The 17,643-nt window shown below is 41.6% G+C and carries 22 protein-coding genes; 2 read left to right on the plus strand and 20 right to left on the minus strand.

Features of this window, described 5'->3' with window-relative positions; genetic code table 11:
- Positions 1–67: 67 nt before the first annotated feature.
- From AC1TO6_RS09885 to AC1TO6_RS09905, 5 genes are all read right to left on the minus strand, one after another.
- Complete coding sequence (locus AC1TO6_RS09885) at positions 68–316, minus strand: hypothetical protein (protein ID WP_482101444.1); 249 nt, start codon at positions 314–316, stop codon at positions 68–70.
- A gap of 47 nt (positions 317–363) precedes the next feature.
- A complete protein-coding gene (gene yidC, locus AC1TO6_RS09890; RefSeq protein WP_482101445.1) occupies positions 364–1,218 on the minus strand; it encodes a membrane protein insertase YidC in 855 nt (284 codons plus the stop codon).
- 52 nt (positions 1,219–1,270) lie between these two features.
- Positions 1,271–2,083: a helix-turn-helix domain-containing protein gene (locus AC1TO6_RS09895; protein ID WP_482101446.1), complete on the minus strand. Its 813-nt coding sequence runs from the start codon at positions 2,081–2,083 to the stop codon at positions 1,271–1,273.
- Positions 2,084–2,183: 100 nt separating this feature from the next.
- Positions 2,184–2,537 (minus strand): hypothetical protein, encoded by a 354-nt coding sequence (locus AC1TO6_RS09900; RefSeq protein ID WP_482101447.1) that lies wholly within the window; start codon positions 2,535–2,537, stop codon positions 2,184–2,186.
- 75 nt (positions 2,538–2,612) lie between these two features.
- On the minus strand, positions 2,613–3,065 hold the full coding sequence (locus AC1TO6_RS09905) for a GNAT family N-acetyltransferase (RefSeq protein ID WP_482101448.1): 453 nt from the start codon (positions 3,063–3,065) through the stop codon (positions 2,613–2,615).
- 99 nt (positions 3,066–3,164) lie between these two features.
- Here AC1TO6_RS09905 and AC1TO6_RS09910 point away from each other — a divergent pair, with 99 nt between their 5' ends.
- The gene (locus tag AC1TO6_RS09910) at positions 3,165–3,659 is read left to right on the plus strand and encodes an N-acetyltransferase family protein (RefSeq protein WP_482101449.1); all 495 of its coding nucleotides are present in this window, start codon (positions 3,165–3,167) and stop codon (positions 3,657–3,659) included.
- Positions 3,660–3,703: 44 nt separating this feature from the next.
- Here the strand turns inward: AC1TO6_RS09910 and AC1TO6_RS09915 are convergent, their stop codons facing one another.
- The 5 genes from AC1TO6_RS09915 to mntR form a co-directional block, all read right to left on the minus strand.
- Positions 3,704–4,177 carry a DUF4064 domain-containing protein gene (locus AC1TO6_RS09915; RefSeq protein WP_482101450.1) on the minus strand — a complete coding sequence of 158 codons (474 nt, stop codon included), beginning with the start codon at positions 4,175–4,177 and terminating at the stop codon, positions 3,704–3,706.
- A gap of 352 nt (positions 4,178–4,529) precedes the next feature.
- Positions 4,530–4,811 carry a GNAT family N-acetyltransferase gene (locus AC1TO6_RS09920; protein ID WP_482101451.1) on the minus strand — a complete coding sequence of 94 codons (282 nt, stop codon included), beginning with the start codon at positions 4,809–4,811 and terminating at the stop codon, positions 4,530–4,532.
- A gap of 61 nt (positions 4,812–4,872) precedes the next feature.
- Positions 4,873–5,763: a DUF1002 domain-containing protein gene (locus AC1TO6_RS09925; protein WP_482101452.1), complete on the minus strand. Its 891-nt coding sequence runs from the start codon at positions 5,761–5,763 to the stop codon at positions 4,873–4,875.
- 67 nt (positions 5,764–5,830) lie between these two features.
- The gene (locus tag AC1TO6_RS09930; RefSeq protein ID WP_482101453.1) at positions 5,831–6,688 is read right to left on the minus strand and encodes a CvfB family protein; all 858 of its coding nucleotides are present in this window, start codon (positions 6,686–6,688) and stop codon (positions 5,831–5,833) included.
- On the minus strand, positions 6,688–7,113 hold the full coding sequence (mntR, locus tag AC1TO6_RS09935) for a transcriptional regulator MntR (RefSeq protein ID WP_482101454.1): 426 nt from the start codon (positions 7,111–7,113) through the stop codon (positions 6,688–6,690). The genes AC1TO6_RS09930 and mntR overlap by 1 nt, the downstream gene beginning before the upstream one ends.
- A gap of 132 nt (positions 7,114–7,245) precedes the next feature.
- Between mntR and AC1TO6_RS09940 the strand changes: the two genes are divergently transcribed.
- Positions 7,246–7,392, plus strand: a complete 147-nt coding sequence (locus AC1TO6_RS09940) for a lmo0937 family membrane protein (protein WP_482101765.1) — start codon at positions 7,246–7,248, stop codon at positions 7,390–7,392.
- A gap of 205 nt (positions 7,393–7,597) precedes the next feature.
- Here AC1TO6_RS09940 and AC1TO6_RS09945 read toward each other — a convergent pair whose 3' ends face one another.
- The 10 genes from AC1TO6_RS09945 to AC1TO6_RS09990 form a co-directional block, all read right to left on the minus strand.
- Positions 7,598–8,710 (minus strand): GNAT family N-acetyltransferase, encoded by a 1,113-nt coding sequence (locus AC1TO6_RS09945; RefSeq protein ID WP_482101455.1) that lies wholly within the window; start codon positions 8,708–8,710, stop codon positions 7,598–7,600.
- 27 nt (positions 8,711–8,737) lie between these two features.
- The gene (locus tag AC1TO6_RS09950; RefSeq protein WP_482101456.1) at positions 8,738–10,840 is read right to left on the minus strand and encodes a heavy metal translocating P-type ATPase; all 2,103 of its coding nucleotides are present in this window, start codon (positions 10,838–10,840) and stop codon (positions 8,738–8,740) included.
- Complete coding sequence (locus AC1TO6_RS09955) at positions 10,833–11,198, minus strand: ArsR/SmtB family transcription factor (protein WP_482101457.1); 366 nt, start codon at positions 11,196–11,198, stop codon at positions 10,833–10,835. The genes AC1TO6_RS09950 and AC1TO6_RS09955 overlap by 8 nt, the downstream gene beginning before the upstream one ends.
- 557 nt (positions 11,199–11,755) lie before the next feature.
- Complete coding sequence (locus AC1TO6_RS09960) at positions 11,756–12,133, minus strand: Na+/H+ antiporter subunit G (RefSeq protein ID WP_482101458.1); 378 nt, start codon at positions 12,131–12,133, stop codon at positions 11,756–11,758.
- Positions 12,111–12,395, minus strand: coding sequence for a Na(+)/H(+) antiporter subunit F1 (locus AC1TO6_RS09965; RefSeq protein ID WP_482101459.1), 285 nt, complete (start codon positions 12,393–12,395; stop codon positions 12,111–12,113). The genes AC1TO6_RS09960 and AC1TO6_RS09965 overlap by 23 nt, the downstream gene beginning before the upstream one ends.
- Positions 12,395–12,877, minus strand: a complete 483-nt coding sequence (locus AC1TO6_RS09970; protein WP_482101460.1) for a Na+/H+ antiporter subunit E — start codon at positions 12,875–12,877, stop codon at positions 12,395–12,397. The genes AC1TO6_RS09965 and AC1TO6_RS09970 overlap by 1 nt, the downstream gene beginning before the upstream one ends.
- A gap of 46 nt (positions 12,878–12,923) precedes the next feature.
- Positions 12,924–14,408, minus strand: coding sequence for a Na+/H+ antiporter subunit D (locus tag AC1TO6_RS09975; RefSeq protein ID WP_482101461.1), 1,485 nt, complete (start codon positions 14,406–14,408; stop codon positions 12,924–12,926).
- Positions 14,401–14,739, minus strand: coding sequence for a Na(+)/H(+) antiporter subunit C (locus AC1TO6_RS09980; RefSeq protein ID WP_482101462.1), 339 nt, complete (start codon positions 14,737–14,739; stop codon positions 14,401–14,403). The genes AC1TO6_RS09975 and AC1TO6_RS09980 overlap by 8 nt, the downstream gene beginning before the upstream one ends.
- Before the next feature lie 3 nt (positions 14,740–14,742).
- Complete coding sequence (locus AC1TO6_RS09985) at positions 14,743–15,165, minus strand: Na(+)/H(+) antiporter subunit B (protein WP_482101463.1); 423 nt, start codon at positions 15,163–15,165, stop codon at positions 14,743–14,745.
- The gene (locus tag AC1TO6_RS09990; protein WP_482101464.1) at positions 15,152–17,569 is read right to left on the minus strand and encodes a Na+/H+ antiporter subunit A; all 2,418 of its coding nucleotides are present in this window, start codon (positions 17,567–17,569) and stop codon (positions 15,152–15,154) included. Before AC1TO6_RS09990 ends, AC1TO6_RS09985 begins: the two co-directional genes overlap by 14 nt.
- Positions 17,570–17,643: the final 74 nt, after the last annotated feature.

Consider the following 17,643-nt stretch of genomic DNA (forward strand, 5'->3'; position numbering starts at 1 on the left):
GCCTTTTGGATGTAGCCCTAATAAAAAGACGCACACCGGAAATTTCAGTTCCCAGTGTACGTCTTTTTCAAGCAACAATAATAACAACGAGTCCCACAATAAATGCTGTTCCAAAAAAGAGTGACATCCATAACATCCATTTCGACTCACGCGTCATACCCTGGTCACGAAATGATAATGAACGAGCTCCATTCGTCAATGAAAATAGTGCGAGCATCGATAGGACAGCAAAGTATAAATTCAGTTTGATAATGTAATAGATAGAGGCTATTGCAGCCGCCCCAATTCCGATTCCAAACAACCATTTTGCTTGCATGTATATACCTCCAAAAAAAAGACCGAAGATTTCTCTTCAGCCTACTCTCATTTATCTTCTTTTTTATCTAGCTCTATTTCTTTTACTTCTTCTTTTACTTCTTCTTTTTCTTCAATAATAACCTCTTCAGCACCTTCTACTACGACCTCAGGATGCTTATAGTAGAACTTGCGTCCCAAATACGTTTGGAAGATAAGGAGAAGTCCGCCAACAGCCCAGTAAAGGGGTAATGCCGCCATCGCTTGAAACGAAATGAACATAATCATGATTGGTGACAAGTAAATGAAAGCCTTCATCTGTTTCTGCTGCGTTTCAGGCATGGTCCAAAGTGAGACACGTGCTTGAACGAAGTAAACTGCACCTGCAAGTACCATCATAATCATATCGGGTTCCCCAAGGTTAAACCAAAGGAACGTGTGTGATTGTACTTCAGGGGAATTCAAGATAGCAAAGTAGAGGCCCATGATGACAGGCATCTGAATAATCAACGGAAGACAACCCATGTTAAGCGGGTTGACGCCATGCTTCGAATATAGCCCCATCATTTCTTGCTGAAGCTTCATTTGCTCATCTTTTAGTTCTTTTTCTTTCGCTTCTTTCAAACGTTTCTGAATGTCTTCCATCTCAGGACGAAGTGCATCCATTTTTATCTTCATGTTCTGTTGCGCCTTATAGTTTTTCAACATGAGTGGCATAAGGATGACTCGTATTAATACTGTAATCAGGATAATCGCTAGACCGTAACTCCCATTGAAGAAGTCACTGAAGAAACTAAGTGACCAATCCATTGGCTTAACAAAAAGATTATAAAATGTACCTTCTTTGTTCTCGATGGCCGCACATCCGCTTAGAAATATGGCAGTAGTCAGTAACATCGTTAGTAACCCAATCTTCTTCTTCAATAAACTCACCTTCACTATTTCAAACTACTGAAATTATACCCTAATAGCACAATCAATTACAATGTTTGACCTTTAAAGAATCAGTTTCTTGTATAGGTAGACTGTAATGAAAATACTCCCCCGCTAAACTACTTCGGAACCGTCTGGGCGTTTGGCCCGTATATTTTTTAAACATACGAGTAAAATAACTTTGATTACAAAAGTGAAATTTGTCGGATATACAAGAAATTTTCTCTTCAGAAAAACGAAGATAGTATTGAGATTCTTCGACCTTACAAATAGCTATGTACTCCACTAGCGTAATACCGGTATGTTCTCTAAATATGCGAGATAAATGACTCGTACTAATGCTGTACTTTTTCGCAAATTCCTCAACAGTCATAGCCGTTTCCACGTTTTCATTTATATACTTGATGACATTATTCACTGTACTATGCATCAGTACTGGCTGTCTTCTCTTCGAAAATACATGTATATAATACTCAATCAATTCATATGCCAGTTCAACAGTATTATTTTCATTTAATTTACCAGCTATCAACATGAAACACTCTAAATTGAAATCTATCGCCTTACTAGCAGAGTGAGATGTACACTCTAACTTTCTTGCCACCATCGAGGATAGTGTGATTAGGTAATATTTTACAGCATCATATTTGTTGGTCTTAGTACGGGCTGTAACACAATTCAGAACTACTTTCACTACTTGCTGTGCTTCTTTTTTTTCAGAACGGAATAGATGGTTTAATAAATTTTCTTCTAAGCGGAAAAAGTTTTCTACTTCTCTGTTTGTATTCCTTTTTCCCTTTTTATCAAGTTGCATTTCATACTTTGTTTGTAGTTGATTTTCCGTTGCCGCATTCATTTTTATATCACCTCGTTGTTCAATTGTTAGTTGTATCTGATATATTCAGAAAAAAAAGCACTCCCTTATTGGGAAGCGCCTTTGGTACCATCCGTCAATACTATTTATTGGATTGTTCCGTTATAGGTTCATCTGATTCTTTTTTGTGATATAGTCCGTCTGTTTCAGCCGTCATCTTCACGTCGTCTTCAACTTCTTGGTTATAATAATGGACACTTGTTTGAGCACCTTCACTGACCATTTTATTATCTTGAAGATCGTACGGATCCGAATGACCAACTTTTGTGTCGGAAGAGCGGTTTAACTTTTGTGATTCAATAAAGGAATCAACTTTTGTCTTCATATTTCCGAAAGCAACTTGTGCCTTATCTCTGTTTTCCTTTTTACTGAAGTAAGCATATGCACCAGCTGCAATCGTCGCAAGTAGTAAATTGTTATTTTTTTTACGAGCCATTCAAATCATTCCTCCCAAATATAATAAAGATGCGTTATGTAGTGAGTATACCCTCATCTTCCCATTTAGAAACTATCATTCATCACCAATATATAAAATCATATCTATATGTGGTATTCCTCCATCGTCATAAGGCTTGGAAACGGCTTCAAATCCATGTTTTCCGTAAAATCTTGCAAGATGGGACTGTGCTTGTAGACGGATTTCTTCTGGACTCCATTCGTCTGTAATGTAATTAAGGCACTTTTCAATGAGCTCATGCGCAAGCCCTGACCCTCTTTTGTCTTGTCTGACTATTACGCGTCCAACTGAGGGATCCGGATACTTCACATTCGACGGAAGAAGCCGCGCATATGCAGCGATTCCTCCTTCATCTAAGCAAAATACATGAATTGCTTTGTAATCGTGACCATCTACTTCATGATACGCACAATCCTGTTCAACAATGAATACATCAACTCTCAACTTCAACATTTCGTATACTTCACGACCGCTTAATTTCTCAAACTCTCTGTAAATCCATTCCATATAAATCTCACTCCCATATATTTCAATTTGATTACATCGGTAGTTATTGACTCTGTTATTTGGTATAATGACAAAAAGAATTGCAGAGGTGACAGTGCGATGATCCGACTGATGACAGCTAAGGATAGTATGCACGTTCAACAAATTGTACTCCACACTTGGAGCGAAATGTACAATGGGACCATTCCCGAAGATGTTCAAAAATCATTTATCCATCGCTCTTATTCGGATGCGATGATAATGAAGCGTATGGAGAAAACATATGTAGTGGTAGCAGAACACAAAGGTGTTCCAATCGGCTTCGCAAACTTCACGAAAAAAGATGAAGATGGTGATTCCGAATTGACCGCTATGTACATTTTACCTTCTCATCAACACAATGGATATGGAAAACGGCTATTCGATTACATGTTATCGTTACTTTCTGACGCGCAGCAGCTGTTCGTCTATATAGATGGGCGCAACGCTATCGGACGCGCCTTTTGTGAAAAACAAGGCTTCCAACTTATTGATGTCTTCGAAGAGCATTTTGAAGGGTATCCTGTTGAAACTGCGCAGTATGTCTATTGTATTCGCCAGCCTGTACTTGTTTAGTAAAAAAAACGCTTTCCTCCAAACGGAGGAAAGCGTTTTTTTCATTATAAAGGTCTTATCTTTCCGTTATACTGATCATCTACAAAATGGGGTTCTTGAGTTAATGGTGGTTTCTTTGTGAAACATAGAATTCCGGCAATATAGAGAAGTATTGAAGTAATGTTTAAAAATCCTCCCAACACCCCGGCAATGATAAATAGTATTCCAGCCAGTTTTGGATTTTTGTTATTCCAAATATTTACAAGCCCAATAATTATCAAAACGAGACTTATGATCAAGGCAATAATGATTAACCACATAATACCACCCAAGAAATTAAAGGCTGTAAAGAAAATCTCAATGTCTGCAGGATTAAGCGTAGGATCAAATAATAATATCTCCGTTCGGAATTCATCCTGGAACTTAGGATCTGACTTGATAAAATTCAAGAATGCCAGTATCGCAAAGCTTAGAATAACTCCTATCACTGTTAGTCCGGCACTAATAATCGATAATACTTTTTCTACTGTGCGTTTCACGAAATACCCCCTCCTTTATTGCTATGTATATGTCTATACGTTTTACATGGGAATAAGTTTCATCTCCCACGCATTATTTGTTTAATACGTTTGACTCTTGTCTTAAAGGGTAATAAATAGGTATTCACCATTTATACTTTTTGACGAGAGGGGACGTTACAAATGGAGAAAAAACTAATTTTCAGTCAAGCCGACATGATGTATACGATCGCCGGCGCTTCAGTTTTAACGAGTATTTTGTACTTCATTACATTACTGTGAGGGATACGAATGAACCAAACTTCATTAGGTAAAATATAAAAGGCAATCCGTAGTTACTATAACTAAATGGATTGCCTTTTATATGTTCACATCATACTTTGAGGTCGTCGTAGTCTTTATAACGTTCAAACGCAGTTACAACGTATGAACAAACAGGCTCCATTTTCAGTTCTTGTTCACGGGCGTAATCAGCTGCGCGATCGAGTATTTTTTTTGCAACCCCTTGGCCACGTAAATCTGGGGAAACGAAAGTGTGGTCCATTACCATGACGTCACCAAGAATAGTCCACGTAATTTCGGCTAGTATCTTTCCATCTTCTTCATGACGGAACGCGAATGCGTCCCCACCTAATTCCACAAATTCGAATTCCATTTAAATTGCTCCTTTTCCATAAATTTAAATCACTGAAATTTCACCACAATTCGGAACATGTTTACTTAAACCACGATTGAACAGATTCGATCAGATTCGCGAAAAACTCTTTCACTTTATCCCAGAATCCTGGATCGATGTCACCTATTGTATCTTTAATCTTAGTTGACATATCGGAAAGTTGCTCAGAAATCTTATTAAAGTCGATATCTAGACTTCTTATCCTATCCATTAAGTCAATTAGCAATTGACGGTCAGCTTCGCTTAACTCGATATTGTATTTCTCCAGCTGTTCAGCCACAATCCTTTCGACTTCTTCCTTAGTCGCAGGATTTTTCTCTGCAATTTGTTTCTTAATATCCGTTAGAAGTTCGGCAACTTTATCACTCTCGACTCCAGTTTCTTTTGCAAATTTCGTCGCAAGATTCAATTCATCGTTAGCAACATCCGTCCGCTCCGTATCGAGCTTCTCGCCAGTTACTTCATAAGCTTTGTATATACCAACAAGCGCTGAGTGACCCGTCACTTTTTTGGGTGATGCCACTTCAACAATTGCATCTTCAATACCCGCTGTTAGCATTGCTGTAGCGTATATTTCTGATGTTACTTGTGTAATGTTATCTTCAGTAACAATACTGATGACGAGTCCTTTGCCTTCTTCTTGCCTCGTAATTTTAGCTGAAGAATACATTCTTGCCTGACTATTTCCATCTTTAATATATTTCACAAGGTCACTGCCGTCAACGGTGATTTCTTCAACTTCCGCTTCTTTTGCAACGCCTAAACTTTCTTTAACACTTTCTTTTTCTGCATCGGATAAGTTCGCACCATATACGACAATTGGTACACCCAGTTTCTCATTAATAATCGGTTCTTCCGCACTTACAGTTGCCGGTCCCAGAATTCCGATAACTAATACGGCTGCAATCATTGTTGTTAGTAGACGTTTCAATGAACATTCCCCCTTCTTTACATGAATAAATACGATTCGGGGTCAAAAAAGTTCCCTTGCTTCGGTGTTATTTCAATAATGTCTTCCCTTCACTTTGTTCAATTCTGCCCTCTTTCATGAGTTTACCGAGCGCACGCTTGAATGATGCTTTGCTCATATTGAACACTTCTTTAATCTCATCTGGTGTTGACTTATCAGTAAACGACATGCGCCCATTGGCTTTGTCTAAGTAACGTAGAATTGTTTCAGCGTCGTCTCCTAAACGCTCCTCTTTACGCGGGAGCATTGACCCATTCAATGTTCCATCTTCACGGACACCGATTATACGTACTTTCATTTCCTGGCCGAGACGGGGTTCTCGTTCCTGTTCCGTATTGTGAATGAAGATACGGTAATTTTCCGGAACACTAAGCATGAATGACCCTACTGGCAACAGACGGTACGCTCTAGCTTTTATATCCATATTGAACAGGGATGAAGGTGCTTCGACAATTTGTTCCAATACGCGTTCTTCCGTTGCAAGTCGTCCAAAAATCGTACCGCCCAAATCCATACGAAGTGTCATATACAGTGCATCATCCGTTTTCGGCCAAAGCGCCCGCACTTTTGGCATGTCATTTTTATTAACTAGCACTTCGATAGAGGAGCCGATATCCACGTAGACCCCTTCATGTTCATCTACTCTGATTACACGTGCCCACCCAAAAGTGTCAGCTGTCATGTGTGGAATTTGCATGGTCGCTGAAAGTTCTCCACGTCTGTTTGTATAAAGAAAGACGTTAACTTTATCACCCGCTTGAATGTCCTCATCCGCATCGGATGTGTTCATCATAATATGATCGCCATCTCCATCCAATACCCACCTCGAACCATCCTGCTCCAATACTACCAATTCTGCTTTATAACCCGATTTAAGTTCTTCCATTACTTATCAACCTCTTTCTCAAAATCCATTACTCGTAACTTTCTAACAAACTCATCATCTTGTCCCATCGCTTCAACAAGATTTGTTATTCGATCCATCGCATTCCAGCTAAGATGATGTTCAATTCCTTCTACGTCCCCATAAATGTTTACCTCGTCAACCCCGATAATGCGGAGAAACTGTTCCAAAAGATCATGACGCCGTACAAGTCTTTTTCCGAATTCAGATCCTTTGTCCGTCAACTCAAGACCTTTGTAACGTTCATAGACAATATACCCTTCTTTATCTAGACGCTGTGCCATTTTTGTTACGGAAGAAGGAAGAACTGCCAATGATTCTGCAACGTCAGATACACGCGCAACGCCTTTCGCTTCAATATGCAAATAAATCTGTTCTAGATAGTCTTCCATACCCGGTGTTGCCAACTGTAACGCCTCCGTTATGTATGCCCGTACTCAATCCGAATTACTCCTGTCTCCTAAACTCTGTGTTTAACAAATCTGCAGAGGGGGTAAATTTAGAATACATACAGTAAAGGGGTGAGGCACTTGGGTCGAATTTTATGGTTAATCATTGTAGCACTATTCGTATTTTGGTTATTAGGTCTAGTTTTTAAAATTGGTGGAGGACTAATTCATATTCTTCTTGTAATTGCGGTTGTTGTATTTATCTTCAACCTCATTACTGGAAAACGGAGCGTGTAACGAAAGGGATGTCGACTCAAGTCGGCATCCCTTTCTAATGCACTCTTTCAAACTTTGGTAGCGAGACGGCTACTTTCGCTTTTCTTGTCTAGCTGCAGTAGCCAGCCCCTCGAGTCACTTCAGTCTTACTGTTAAAGGCAAAGAACGCCTTTATCAGTAAGACCTCCAGCGCTTTTCGGGGCTAAACGGCTACTTACGCTTTTCATTAGTCTATTTTCGCATAGATGCATGTATTTCGTAAAACATTACCATCCGGTGATAAGGAATCTTGGTTTAATATCCCTTCAAGCGTAAACCCAGCACGTTCAGCGACGCTCCGACTTTTCATGTTTTCTTCGTCACAGCGTATTTCTATTCTGCGGGCCCCCAGTTGTTCGAATGCAAATTGCTCAATAGATTTCACAGCTTCGGTCATATACCCTCTACCCTCAAATTCCGTAGCCAACCAGTAACCGATTTCAAATTTTGGAATCGACCAATCAATTCGATGAAGCCCTGACGAACCAACGAATTTGCCAGTCTCTTTTTCGTATATATGAAAGCGCAGGTCAACACGCGTGATGAAATTTGCAATTGCTTTTCGTAAGCTCTCCTCTGTCATATGCAGCTCAGGTTCCGGTTGCGCCCACGGCATCCACTTGCGAAGCGCCGGTAAGGAATCTCGAATTGCGTTCCAGGCATCCATTGCATCATCAAGTTTTGGAGCACGAATAACTAACCGGTCCGATTCGAATGAATCAGAAAAGCTTGGTATAAACGGAGTCCTTGCAGGCTTCCTTGACTTCTCACCATCTTCCCAAATGACAGGAGTCGTCGTCCCCGCCATAAAGTCTTCACGTGTTATACCGTAGGTCACTGCATCGTAATAGGAATTCTCTTTTGGTGAAAACCAAGCTTTCCGAAGATGCGCTTCTTTAACAAAACCTGCCCGTTCAAACGTTTTTCGCATCGCTAAGTTATCCTGCCTTGTGTGACCTTCGAGACGTATTTTATTGCCAAATAAATTAAATACATATTCTGCTACAAGCCTTAGTGCTTTGGGTCCGTAGCCGTGCCCTCTCGACATATCCGCTATTCGTAAATCGAATAACGGAATGGCATCTTGTAAATCGTATATCTTCACAATGCCCACTTTTTCCTCGTTTTCATTTTCTACCCAGAATGTTTTCACTTCATCCGACCCATATCCGCCTTCTTCAATTGTTTTTTCAATCAGATGGCGACCGGGATCGGAGTTGCCGTGGAAAGGCCACGTATTTGTAGTGATAAAATGAATTAACTGTTCCTGCTCTTCCATGGTCCATTCTTTTAAATGCATTCAATTTCGCCTCCGTTTAGAACCTGCTTACTTATTAACACGCAACAAACGAAGCGAGTTCAGTACAACGAGTAATGTCGCACCCATATCCGCGAAGATGGCAATCCATAATGTTAGCCAACCGGGAATGATAAGGAGCAGCGCAATAATTTTTAAGCCTAATGCAAACATAATGTTTTCTTTGATGATTCGCAATGTTTTTCGGCTAAGTTTTATTGTATAGGGCAGTTTTTCTAAATCGTCTGCCATCAGTGCAATATCAGCTGTTTCAAGAGCGGCGTCCGTTCCTGCCCCGCCCATTGCAATCCCGACAGATGCTGCCGCTAATGCAGGGGCGTCATTGATTCCGTCACCAACCATAGCGACACGGCCATATTGTTTGCTCAATTGTTTAATTGCTGTCAGTTTGTCTTCAGGCATCAGACCGGCACGCACATCCGTAACGCCCAATTCAACAGCAATTGCTTCTGCCGTCACCTGATGATCTCCTGTCAACATAACTGAATGACGGATTCCAATACTCTTTAATTGTTGAAGAACCTCTCGGCTTTCCGCGCGAATCGGATCCGTTACTGCCAGCAATCCACCGAACACCGATCCTGATACAATAGCCATCACTGACTTCCCTTGCTGTTGAAGGGATGCTGCTTGGTGTAAGACTGATTCCGGCAACGATGACAGCTCCTGCGCCCAACTGATACTTCCGATATAAGTCCTCACGCCATCAACCTCAGCATAAGCTCCTTTTCCAGTTACTGATTGGAAATTTGAAACCCGAACTTTCTGAGCACCGAATGCATGCGCATAATCAACGACAGCTTTCGCAAGCGGATGCTGTGACAACGATTCGACGGCTGCAATTGCATTTAGTAATTGTACTCGACTTCCTTCATCACTAGGAATGAAATCTGTTACTTCCGGATAGCCTTTTGTTAATGTGCCTGTTTTATCGAAAGCGACAACATTAAGCCTTCCCGTCTCTTCAAGGTGGATACCGCCTTTAATAAGTACGCCTTGACGCGCAGCGTTTCCAATCGCGGTCACGATCGCTACCGGCGTGGAAACTACAAGCGCACACGGACAACCGACGACAAGTACTGCGAGTCCTTGATAAATCCAAGCGCTCCAATCCCCACCAAGTAAAGGAGGAATGATAGCCACTAAAATGGCTATCAAGATAATAACAGGTGTGTAATAGTTGGCAAATTTATCGACAAATTTTTGCGATGGCGCTTTTTCCGCCTGTGCTTCTTCTACTAGGTGGATAATTTTCGCAATTGTTGTATCCCCAACAAGCTTCGTGACCGTTACTTCGAGCGCTCCTTCTTCATTGAGTGTTCCCGCAAACACATTATCACCTGGCTTTTTAAGAACAGGAATGGATTCACCCGTAATCGCCGATTGATTCACTGTAGATGCTCCCGTCAGGATCGCACCGTCCATGGCAATCTTCTGTCCAGGTTTCACGATGAGGATATCCCCGACGCGGATGTCTTCTGTCAAAAGCTCCACGAATTCTACTCCGCGTTTTACCAAAGCAGAGGGCGGTGCAATATCCATTAACTTTCGGATTGACTGCCGAGCTTTGTTCATTGAATAGGCTTCCAATGCTTCACTGACTGCGAACAAAAAGACAACAACCGCGCCTTCACGCCATTCACCAATGATTGCAGCGCCGATAATCGCAATGGTCATTAGTGTTTTCATATCAAATTCAAAACGAACAAGGTTTAGCAATCCTGTTTTGAATATACCCGCTCCGCCAACTACGATTGCAATGGCAAAAAATAGTATCGCCGCCGGATGTGTTTCTGAGTAGAGGAATGAGATAACCATCCCTACTACTAAAAAGATAAGCGAAAAAATTGTAACAAGATTTTCCTTGCGTTTAAAGAAAGGTATCTTCGCTTCAATTACCTTACGCTGTAGCGAAACCACTTTAATGCCATCAAAAGCACCCGCTGCTTCAAGGTCTTCTATACTTGCGGTACCGCTGAATGCTAATTTAGAAGCACCAAAATTCACTTGCGCATCTTGTACAGATGGTAATTTTTTGACGTTATTTTCGAACTTCATGGCACAACTGGCACAAGTCAGATTCTCAAGCCGATATTCTTGTTTTTCAACCATTGTCAAATTCAACACCTTCAATCGCATGCTCATGTGCAATCTTCACAAGTTTGTAGATGTGATCATCTGCAAGTGAATAGTAGACCATTTTCCCTTTTTTCCTAGACTTAGCAAGTGCTTGAACGCGCAAATACCGTAAATGATGGGATGCAGTAGCGACTGAAGAACCAATGACTGCCGCAACATCGCAGACACACATTTCTTCTTCTATCGTCAGGGAATAAGCGATTTTCAATCTTGTTTCATCTGCCAACGCTTTGAATATCCCTACTGCAGCTCCTAAATCCGGGAGCGCTTTCTGTACACCTTCAACGACTTCTTCATGAACTGATACCACTTCACACACTTCTTTTATCATCCTATATACACCTCATTCAAATGTTTGTTTGATTGTAATTAGTATATGCAAAATTCCGAGAAGTTGCAAGGTTAATCAAACGATGGTTTGAATGTTTATTCGTTCATCGGCGTTTCAATATACCTGCATGGACGAAATCCAGAATTTCTGCTAGAACGTGGCACGACTAAACTGCAATGACGGCTCGGAAAACTCATAACTCGTCGCTTACAATGCCGGAATCGATGATTTGCATTATCGTCCGCAAGAAACATCCAACGCCGATTGAGGAGCCTATTGAGCAGTTACACACCCCACATCAACTTGTCATTAAACATGGGGTCGGCGGACCAACAATCGTGAATTACCCGAATAGTAATGCCGTCGATCTCGTTGTTCCCGGCAGCCGCAGTCTTAAAGTGGAAAAACAGAGCGCATTTGCGTCCCGCTTTTCCACTTTTACGTATATTCTCGTACTATTCAACGATGGCATCCCTAGCTCAATCAAGCCGATTCTGACCAATTCGCAACATGCCTTCTAGTCCTTCATATAATCAAAGAAAAGGATAGACCCGACTTTAGTCGCCGGTCCCATCCTCTTCTTTATCCTTATGTAATACATCATACAATTCATCCTCAGTAGAAATCGCTGCAAGTTTTACATTCGAACGGTAAGCTGCACGGACAATCACATGCCCGGCAACCGGTGCAGTCAGAAAGACAAAAACAATTCCAAGAAGTAGACGAACACTTACGAAGTGTTGACTAAACAAAAAGTAAATGAAAGCACCTGACAATGTCAGCAAAACTGAGAGCGTCGAGCTTTTCGTAGCTGCGTGGGATCTCGTATAAACGTCAGGTAACCGAAGCAGTCCGAACACGCTGATTACGCTCGCAATTCCGCCTAGCAAGATTAGAAATGCACCTAGAAATTCACCGATCGCGTTTACGTTCAACAATAACACCCCTCTCAATGAATTTCGAGAAGGCGATTGTTCCGATGAACGATAGAATTCCCATTATGAGGATGACTTCTAAAAACGACTTTGTGTTCATCATTACTGAAATGACAGCTATCGTGGCAATTAAATTGACACCTATGACATCAAGACCTATAACCCGGTCCGGCATAGATGGTCCGAGAATAATCCGTATGACAGCAATGGCTATTGTTATCGAAAATAATATGAGCGAAGTTGTTAGCATTACTTGAATCATTAGCGGGTCACCTCCATGATCGCTCTTTCAAAGTTATGCAACTGCATTAAGAGTCCATCACGTGATTGTTCGACGTCCATCGCGTGGATGTAAAGTACATTTCCCTCAGGGGATACTTCCATGACGACAGAACCCGGGGTCAATGTCAAAAGCAATGATAGCAACGTTACTTCCGAATCACTATTCAATACAGTTTCATATTTGAAAATACCTGGTTTAATTTTCAGGGTTGGGCTAAGAATTTGTTTCAATACGACGACACTGGATTTGGTCAACTCCGAAATGAAGATGAAGAGCAACTTAATGGTTGCGTATAAGCGGCGCAAGTAAAATCGGGTACCGAAAAATCGGTGCATGAAAAATATGATTCCAATCCCTACTAGGAAGCCAGCAAAGAAAGTCGTAAACTTCAACTCGTCTTCATCCATTAGGAGCATCCAGAGCAAAGCTATAAATAAATTCAACAATAATTGGGCTGGCATAAACGGTCACCTCTTCTTTACGGTTAATGGATAGGAGTGTTCTCGATTATCCGTTGCCTTTCAAAACTGCATCGATATAAATTTCAGGATTCATCAGCGTGCGTGCCGCATCAGAAACGTATGGTGCAAGTCCCTCTGCTCCAACTCCCAATGCAATAGTCAAAATACCGAACAGCACGAGTGGAATAAGCATCCCTTTTTTTAGCGGGACATCGTCATCTTCATTAATGATTGTTTCACCCCAGAAACAGTTCATGAAAATGCGCAACAATGAATAAAGCACAAAAATACTAGATGCGAAGGCAATTGCCAGCAAAACGAATGAACCCGTTTCAATCGCGCCCTGTCCGATGTACACTTTGCCGATGAATCCGCTAAGTGGTGGAATTCCGGCAAGCGACAGCATCGTGATGAAAAATAGCCAGCCCAGCAACGGATAATTTCGGATCAAGCCGCTCATTTTTTCAATCCTACCTGTTCCTGTCAAGTAAACCATCGTTCCGGCAATCAGGAATAACAGCGCCTTGATAATCATGTCGTGAATCAGATAATAGATAGACCCTTGGATTGCCACTTCTGTCGAAACAGCTAGTCCAACAAGTATAAATCCGACTGCAATAACGACATTGTAGGAAACAATCTGTCGAATATCATTGTAGGCAATTGCACCGAAACATCCGCCAATCATCGTTACCGCAGCCATGATGCCAATCATCGAATGTGTTACACCCGGCTCGTGATAAAAGATGAGTGTAAACACGCGGAACATAGCATAGATACCCACTTTCGTAAGTAACGCACCGAACAAGGCCGCAACCGCTGTCGGCGGTGCACTGTATGATCCTGGTAGCCAAAAATAAAGAAGTAGTCCAGATTTCAAACTGAAGACTATTAAAAATATAATACTAATCACTGTCAATAGTGGCCCTTGTCCGACTTCCGCAATACGAACGGATAGATGCGCCATATTGAGCGTTCCTACTGTGCCGTATAAATACGCGATGCCGACTAGGAAAAACCAAGAGGACAGCACATTTATGGAGACATACTTTATCGATTCGACAAGTTGTACCTTCCTACCCCCAAGTGTAATAAGAACGTAGGAAGCTAATAACATCACTTCGAAACAGACGAATAAGTTAAATAAATCACCCGTCAAGAACGAGCCGTTTACACCAGCAATGAGAAAAAACACGAATGGATAAAAGAACATATTTTCATGTGCTCGTCCGATTGAAGAAAACGCATAAATTAGAATGATTCCTGTAACAATCGCGGTCGTTAATACGAGTAGCATGGAAAATGAATCCGCAACGAACGAAATCCCGTAAGGCGGCAACCAGCCACCGAAATCAATCCGTAAAATCCCATCCGCCTGAATCAGATTCAATATGTATATACTCACGGCGATGGTCACTGTAATGGAAATTAGACTGAATCCCCGTTGAATTTTTATATTGCGTCTAAGAAATATTAGTAAAATCCCCGTCAATAAAGGGATAATCATCGGCATTACAACAATATTATTCATCTTCGAACCCTCTCAATGCAGTCAGACTGTCCGATCCGGTCTCATTGTATGTTCGGTAAGCTAGTACCAGTAAAAACGAAGTCACCGCAAAGCTGATTACTATTGCTGTGAGAATTAGCGCCTGCGGGAGAGCATCCGTATAACTTTCTGCATTTTCACCCAATAGTGGGACAGCCCCTTTTTTCAGTCCACCCATCGTCATTAGGAGTAAATGTACAGCATGTGACAAGATAGCAGTACCTAGAATAACCCGAACCAGACTTTTGGATAGCAACAAATAGACAGCAACCGTTACCAGCACTCCAACGAGTATCGTTATTAACGTTTCCATCAGCTACACATCCTCACTAATACTTAATATAATTGTTACTACAACGCCGACAACAGTCAGCGCCACCCCAGCCTCGAAAAGAACCATAGTCGACAGCTCTGTTTCCCCGAATACTGGTAAATTGACATGGCTGGCCGCAATTGTTAGGAACTCAGCACCGAAGATAACCGGTCCGAGTCCCGTCCCCACGGCGAGCAAGACACCGAATGCTGCAATTTTCTTAAAATCGAATGGGATACCCTTATGAACTGTTTCGATATCGAATACCAAATAAAGCAGGACGAAAGCAGAAGAAAGAACAAGACCGCCTATGAAACCCCCTCCGGGATTATTGTGGCCAGATAGGAACAATTCAACGCCAAACGTCAAAATGATGAAGACAACGATTTTCGTCACAGTTTGTAAAATGACATCATTGGTTTTCAACGTCCTTGTCCCCCTTCCCTGCCTTTAGTTTAATTAATGTAAACACTCCGATTCCCGCGATGAATAGAACGACAACTTCCAACATCGTATCGAATGCCCGGAAGTCACCCAAGATTGTATTTACAATATTCTTTCCACCCGTGAGCTCATAAGCATTTTCAAAATAGCTGGAAATTGAATCGAACATTTTATTTCCCTGGACGATTAATGCCAGAACCGTTACAACCGTTCCAACTGATACCGCTATAATGCCTCTTGCAATCTTTGATGAACGGGTTGCTTTCTCTTTGCTCCATTCAGGTAAGAAATAATAACATAATAGAAATAACGCCGTGGTCACTGTTTCTACAATAGTTTGTGTTAAAGCTAAATCTGGCGCTCGGAATACAACGAAGAGAATCGCAATTGAATAACCGAGAACACCATTTAAAAGAATTGCAGTTATACGCGATTTTGCAAAGATAATCGCTATACTCGCACCCATCATTACGAAAACGATGATGAATTCATTAATTGTAATAGGCGCGTCATTAGAGAAATCAATGGAAAACCCACCTGTCCATAATAATCCTCCACCAACCGTCACAATGAAGAATATAAATATATAGGCAAGATAATCCCTAAGGTAGCCTGTCATATAAGTCCGTGTCAGGAATGCCGAGCCATTTTCCAACTGCGATAAAAGACCGTTATATGCAGAATCAAGATTCCAACGCATCGGGGCAATCGTATAAATCCCTCTCCAAAACCGAAGGAATATATAGAGTATCGTGCCCAGTATGACGACACCGAATGTCATCAGTAATGGCATATAATTAAATCCGTGCCAAGCGGATATATGTGGAACAAGACCTTTCGCTCCTTCAAACGGAGGATAGATCGCTGCCATCGCAGGACTCAATAAATATCTTCCCACCACATTCGGGAAGAAGAAGATTCCGACGACAAGTAATGCAAGAATTGAAGGTGCAACAAGCATCCCCACTGGCGCTTCTTGTGCCTTCCGGTCAAGACGATCCGGCTGATGTTTTCCAAGAAACGTCTGGAAAACGATAATCATGCTATAAACAAACGTCAACACACTCGCAAGCCAAGCGACGACCGGTATGAGCGTTCCCCATAATGGCCCCATTGCAAAAATATCGAGGTTGCGAATAATTAATACAGATTCAAAAAACATTTCTTTGCTGAGGAAACCATTAAACGGTGGTAACCCAGCCATCGAAAAACTTCCGATAACCCCAATTGTAAATGTCACAGGCATAAGTGACATTAGTCCGCCAAGTCTTCGGATATCCCGCGTACCGACCTGGTGATCAATAATACCAACGACCATGAATAATGCGCCTTTGAACGTAGAATGGTTAATTAGATGAAACAAAGCAGCAAATCCAGCTTGCGTGTAAATTACCGAGTCCGCACTGTAGCCTTCGTTCAGTGCCGCAGAACCAAGTCCGAAGAGGCTCATAATCAGACCGAGCTGACTGATAGTAGAATAAGCCAGCAGGGCTTTAAGATCTGTCTGCCGCACAGCGTTAACTGAACCCCAGAACAAAGTAAATATCCCTACACCAGTTACTGTATAAAACCACACCGATTCTCCACCAAATACAGGCGTAAAGCGTGCCACAAGGTAAATACCCGCCTTTACCATTGTTGCAGAGTGTAAATAGGCACTAACAGGTGTCGGCGCTTCCATAGCATCTGGTAACCAGATGTGGAAAGGGAATTGTGCTGATTTTGTAAAGGCACCGAGTAAAACGAGCAACATTGCCGGTATGAAAAGAGTTTCATCTGTATACTGGCCAATGGTCCCAATTATTTCACGCACACTAAATGATCCCGTCATTGCATGAAGCATAATAAAACCGGCAAGCATCCCCACTCCGCCTGAAACTGTAATCAGCAACGATTTTTGCGCGCCTGATCTGGACTTTTTCCTGTGATACCAAAACGCGATTAACAAGAATGACGAAATACTTGTCAATTCCCAGAAAACATACAACACCATCAGATTATCTGACAGGACCACTCCGAGCATTGCACCCATGAACATTAAAAGATAAACATAAAATCGCCCTAACGTTTCACGTTCAGATAAATAATATATGGAATAGAGAATAACTAAACTTCCTACCCCAGTTATAAGTAGAGCAAAAATCATACTTAATCCGTCAAGATAAGTCGTGAAATTGATTCCTGCAGAATCAATCCATTTTATTGTATGTATATACGTTTTCCCTCCCGCAACAGAAGGAATATAGCTAGCAAGAACGATAAATAATGTTAGTGGAACAACCATGACAAACCATCCGATATTTCGGCTCGGGACCCGCTTATAAATGTACGGGATAAAGAGAGCGGCCAAAAACGGAGTGAAAATGGCTAACGTAATTGTTAACAAATGCAAACCTCCAGTTCTAAACAGATTAACCCCGTTGATTTTATTCACCTAGAAAGTATACGGAAACCGATAGC

It is taken from the genome of Sporosarcina sp. Y352 (genome assembly GCF_056786535.1).

What these genes read in the sequence shown, in the direction of transcription:
- AC1TO6_RS09885 (WP_482101444.1), bottom strand. Translation starts at nt 316, where the DNA reads ATGCAAGCAAAATGGTTGTTTGGAATCGGAATTGGGGCGGCTGCAATA.
- AC1TO6_RS09895 (WP_482101446.1), bottom strand. Translation starts at nt 2,083, where the DNA reads ATGAATGCGGCAACGGAAAATCAACTACAAACAAAGTATGAAATGCAA.
- AC1TO6_RS09900 (WP_482101447.1), bottom strand. Translation starts at nt 2,537, where the DNA reads ATGGCTCGTAAAAAAAATAACAATTTACTACTTGCGACGATTGCAGCT.
- AC1TO6_RS09905 (WP_482101448.1), bottom strand. Translation starts at nt 3,065, where the DNA reads ATGGAATGGATTTACAGAGAGTTTGAGAAATTAAGCGGTCGTGAAGTA.
- AC1TO6_RS09910 (WP_482101449.1), top strand. Translation starts at nt 3,165, where the DNA reads ATGATCCGACTGATGACAGCTAAGGATAGTATGCACGTTCAACAAATT.
- AC1TO6_RS09920 (WP_482101451.1), bottom strand. Translation starts at nt 4,811, where the DNA reads ATGGAATTCGAATTTGTGGAATTAGGTGGGGACGCATTCGCGTTCCGT.
- AC1TO6_RS09930 (WP_482101453.1), bottom strand. Translation starts at nt 6,688, where the DNA reads ATGGAAGAACTTAAATCGGGTTATAAAGCAGAATTGGTAGTATTGGAG.
- AC1TO6_RS09945 (WP_482101455.1), bottom strand. Translation starts at nt 8,710, where the DNA reads ATGCATTTAAAAGAATGGACCATGGAAGAGCAGGAACAGTTAATTCAT.
- AC1TO6_RS09950 (WP_482101456.1), bottom strand. Translation starts at nt 10,840, where the DNA reads ATGGTTGAAAAACAAGAATATCGGCTTGAGAATCTGACTTGTGCCAGT.
- AC1TO6_RS09955 (WP_482101457.1), bottom strand. Translation starts at nt 11,198, where the DNA reads ATGATAAAAGAAGTGTGTGAAGTGGTATCAGTTCATGAAGAAGTCGTT.
- AC1TO6_RS09965 (WP_482101459.1), bottom strand. Translation starts at nt 12,395, where the DNA reads ATGATTCAAGTAATGCTAACAACTTCGCTCATATTATTTTCGATAACA.
- AC1TO6_RS09970 (WP_482101460.1), bottom strand. Translation starts at nt 12,877, where the DNA reads ATGCCAGCCCAATTATTGTTGAATTTATTTATAGCTTTGCTCTGGATG.
- AC1TO6_RS09975 (WP_482101461.1), bottom strand. Translation starts at nt 14,408, where the DNA reads ATGAATAATATTGTTGTAATGCCGATGATTATCCCTTTATTGACGGGG.
- AC1TO6_RS09980 (WP_482101462.1), bottom strand. Translation starts at nt 14,739, where the DNA reads ATGGAAACGTTAATAACGATACTCGTTGGAGTGCTGGTAACGGTTGCT.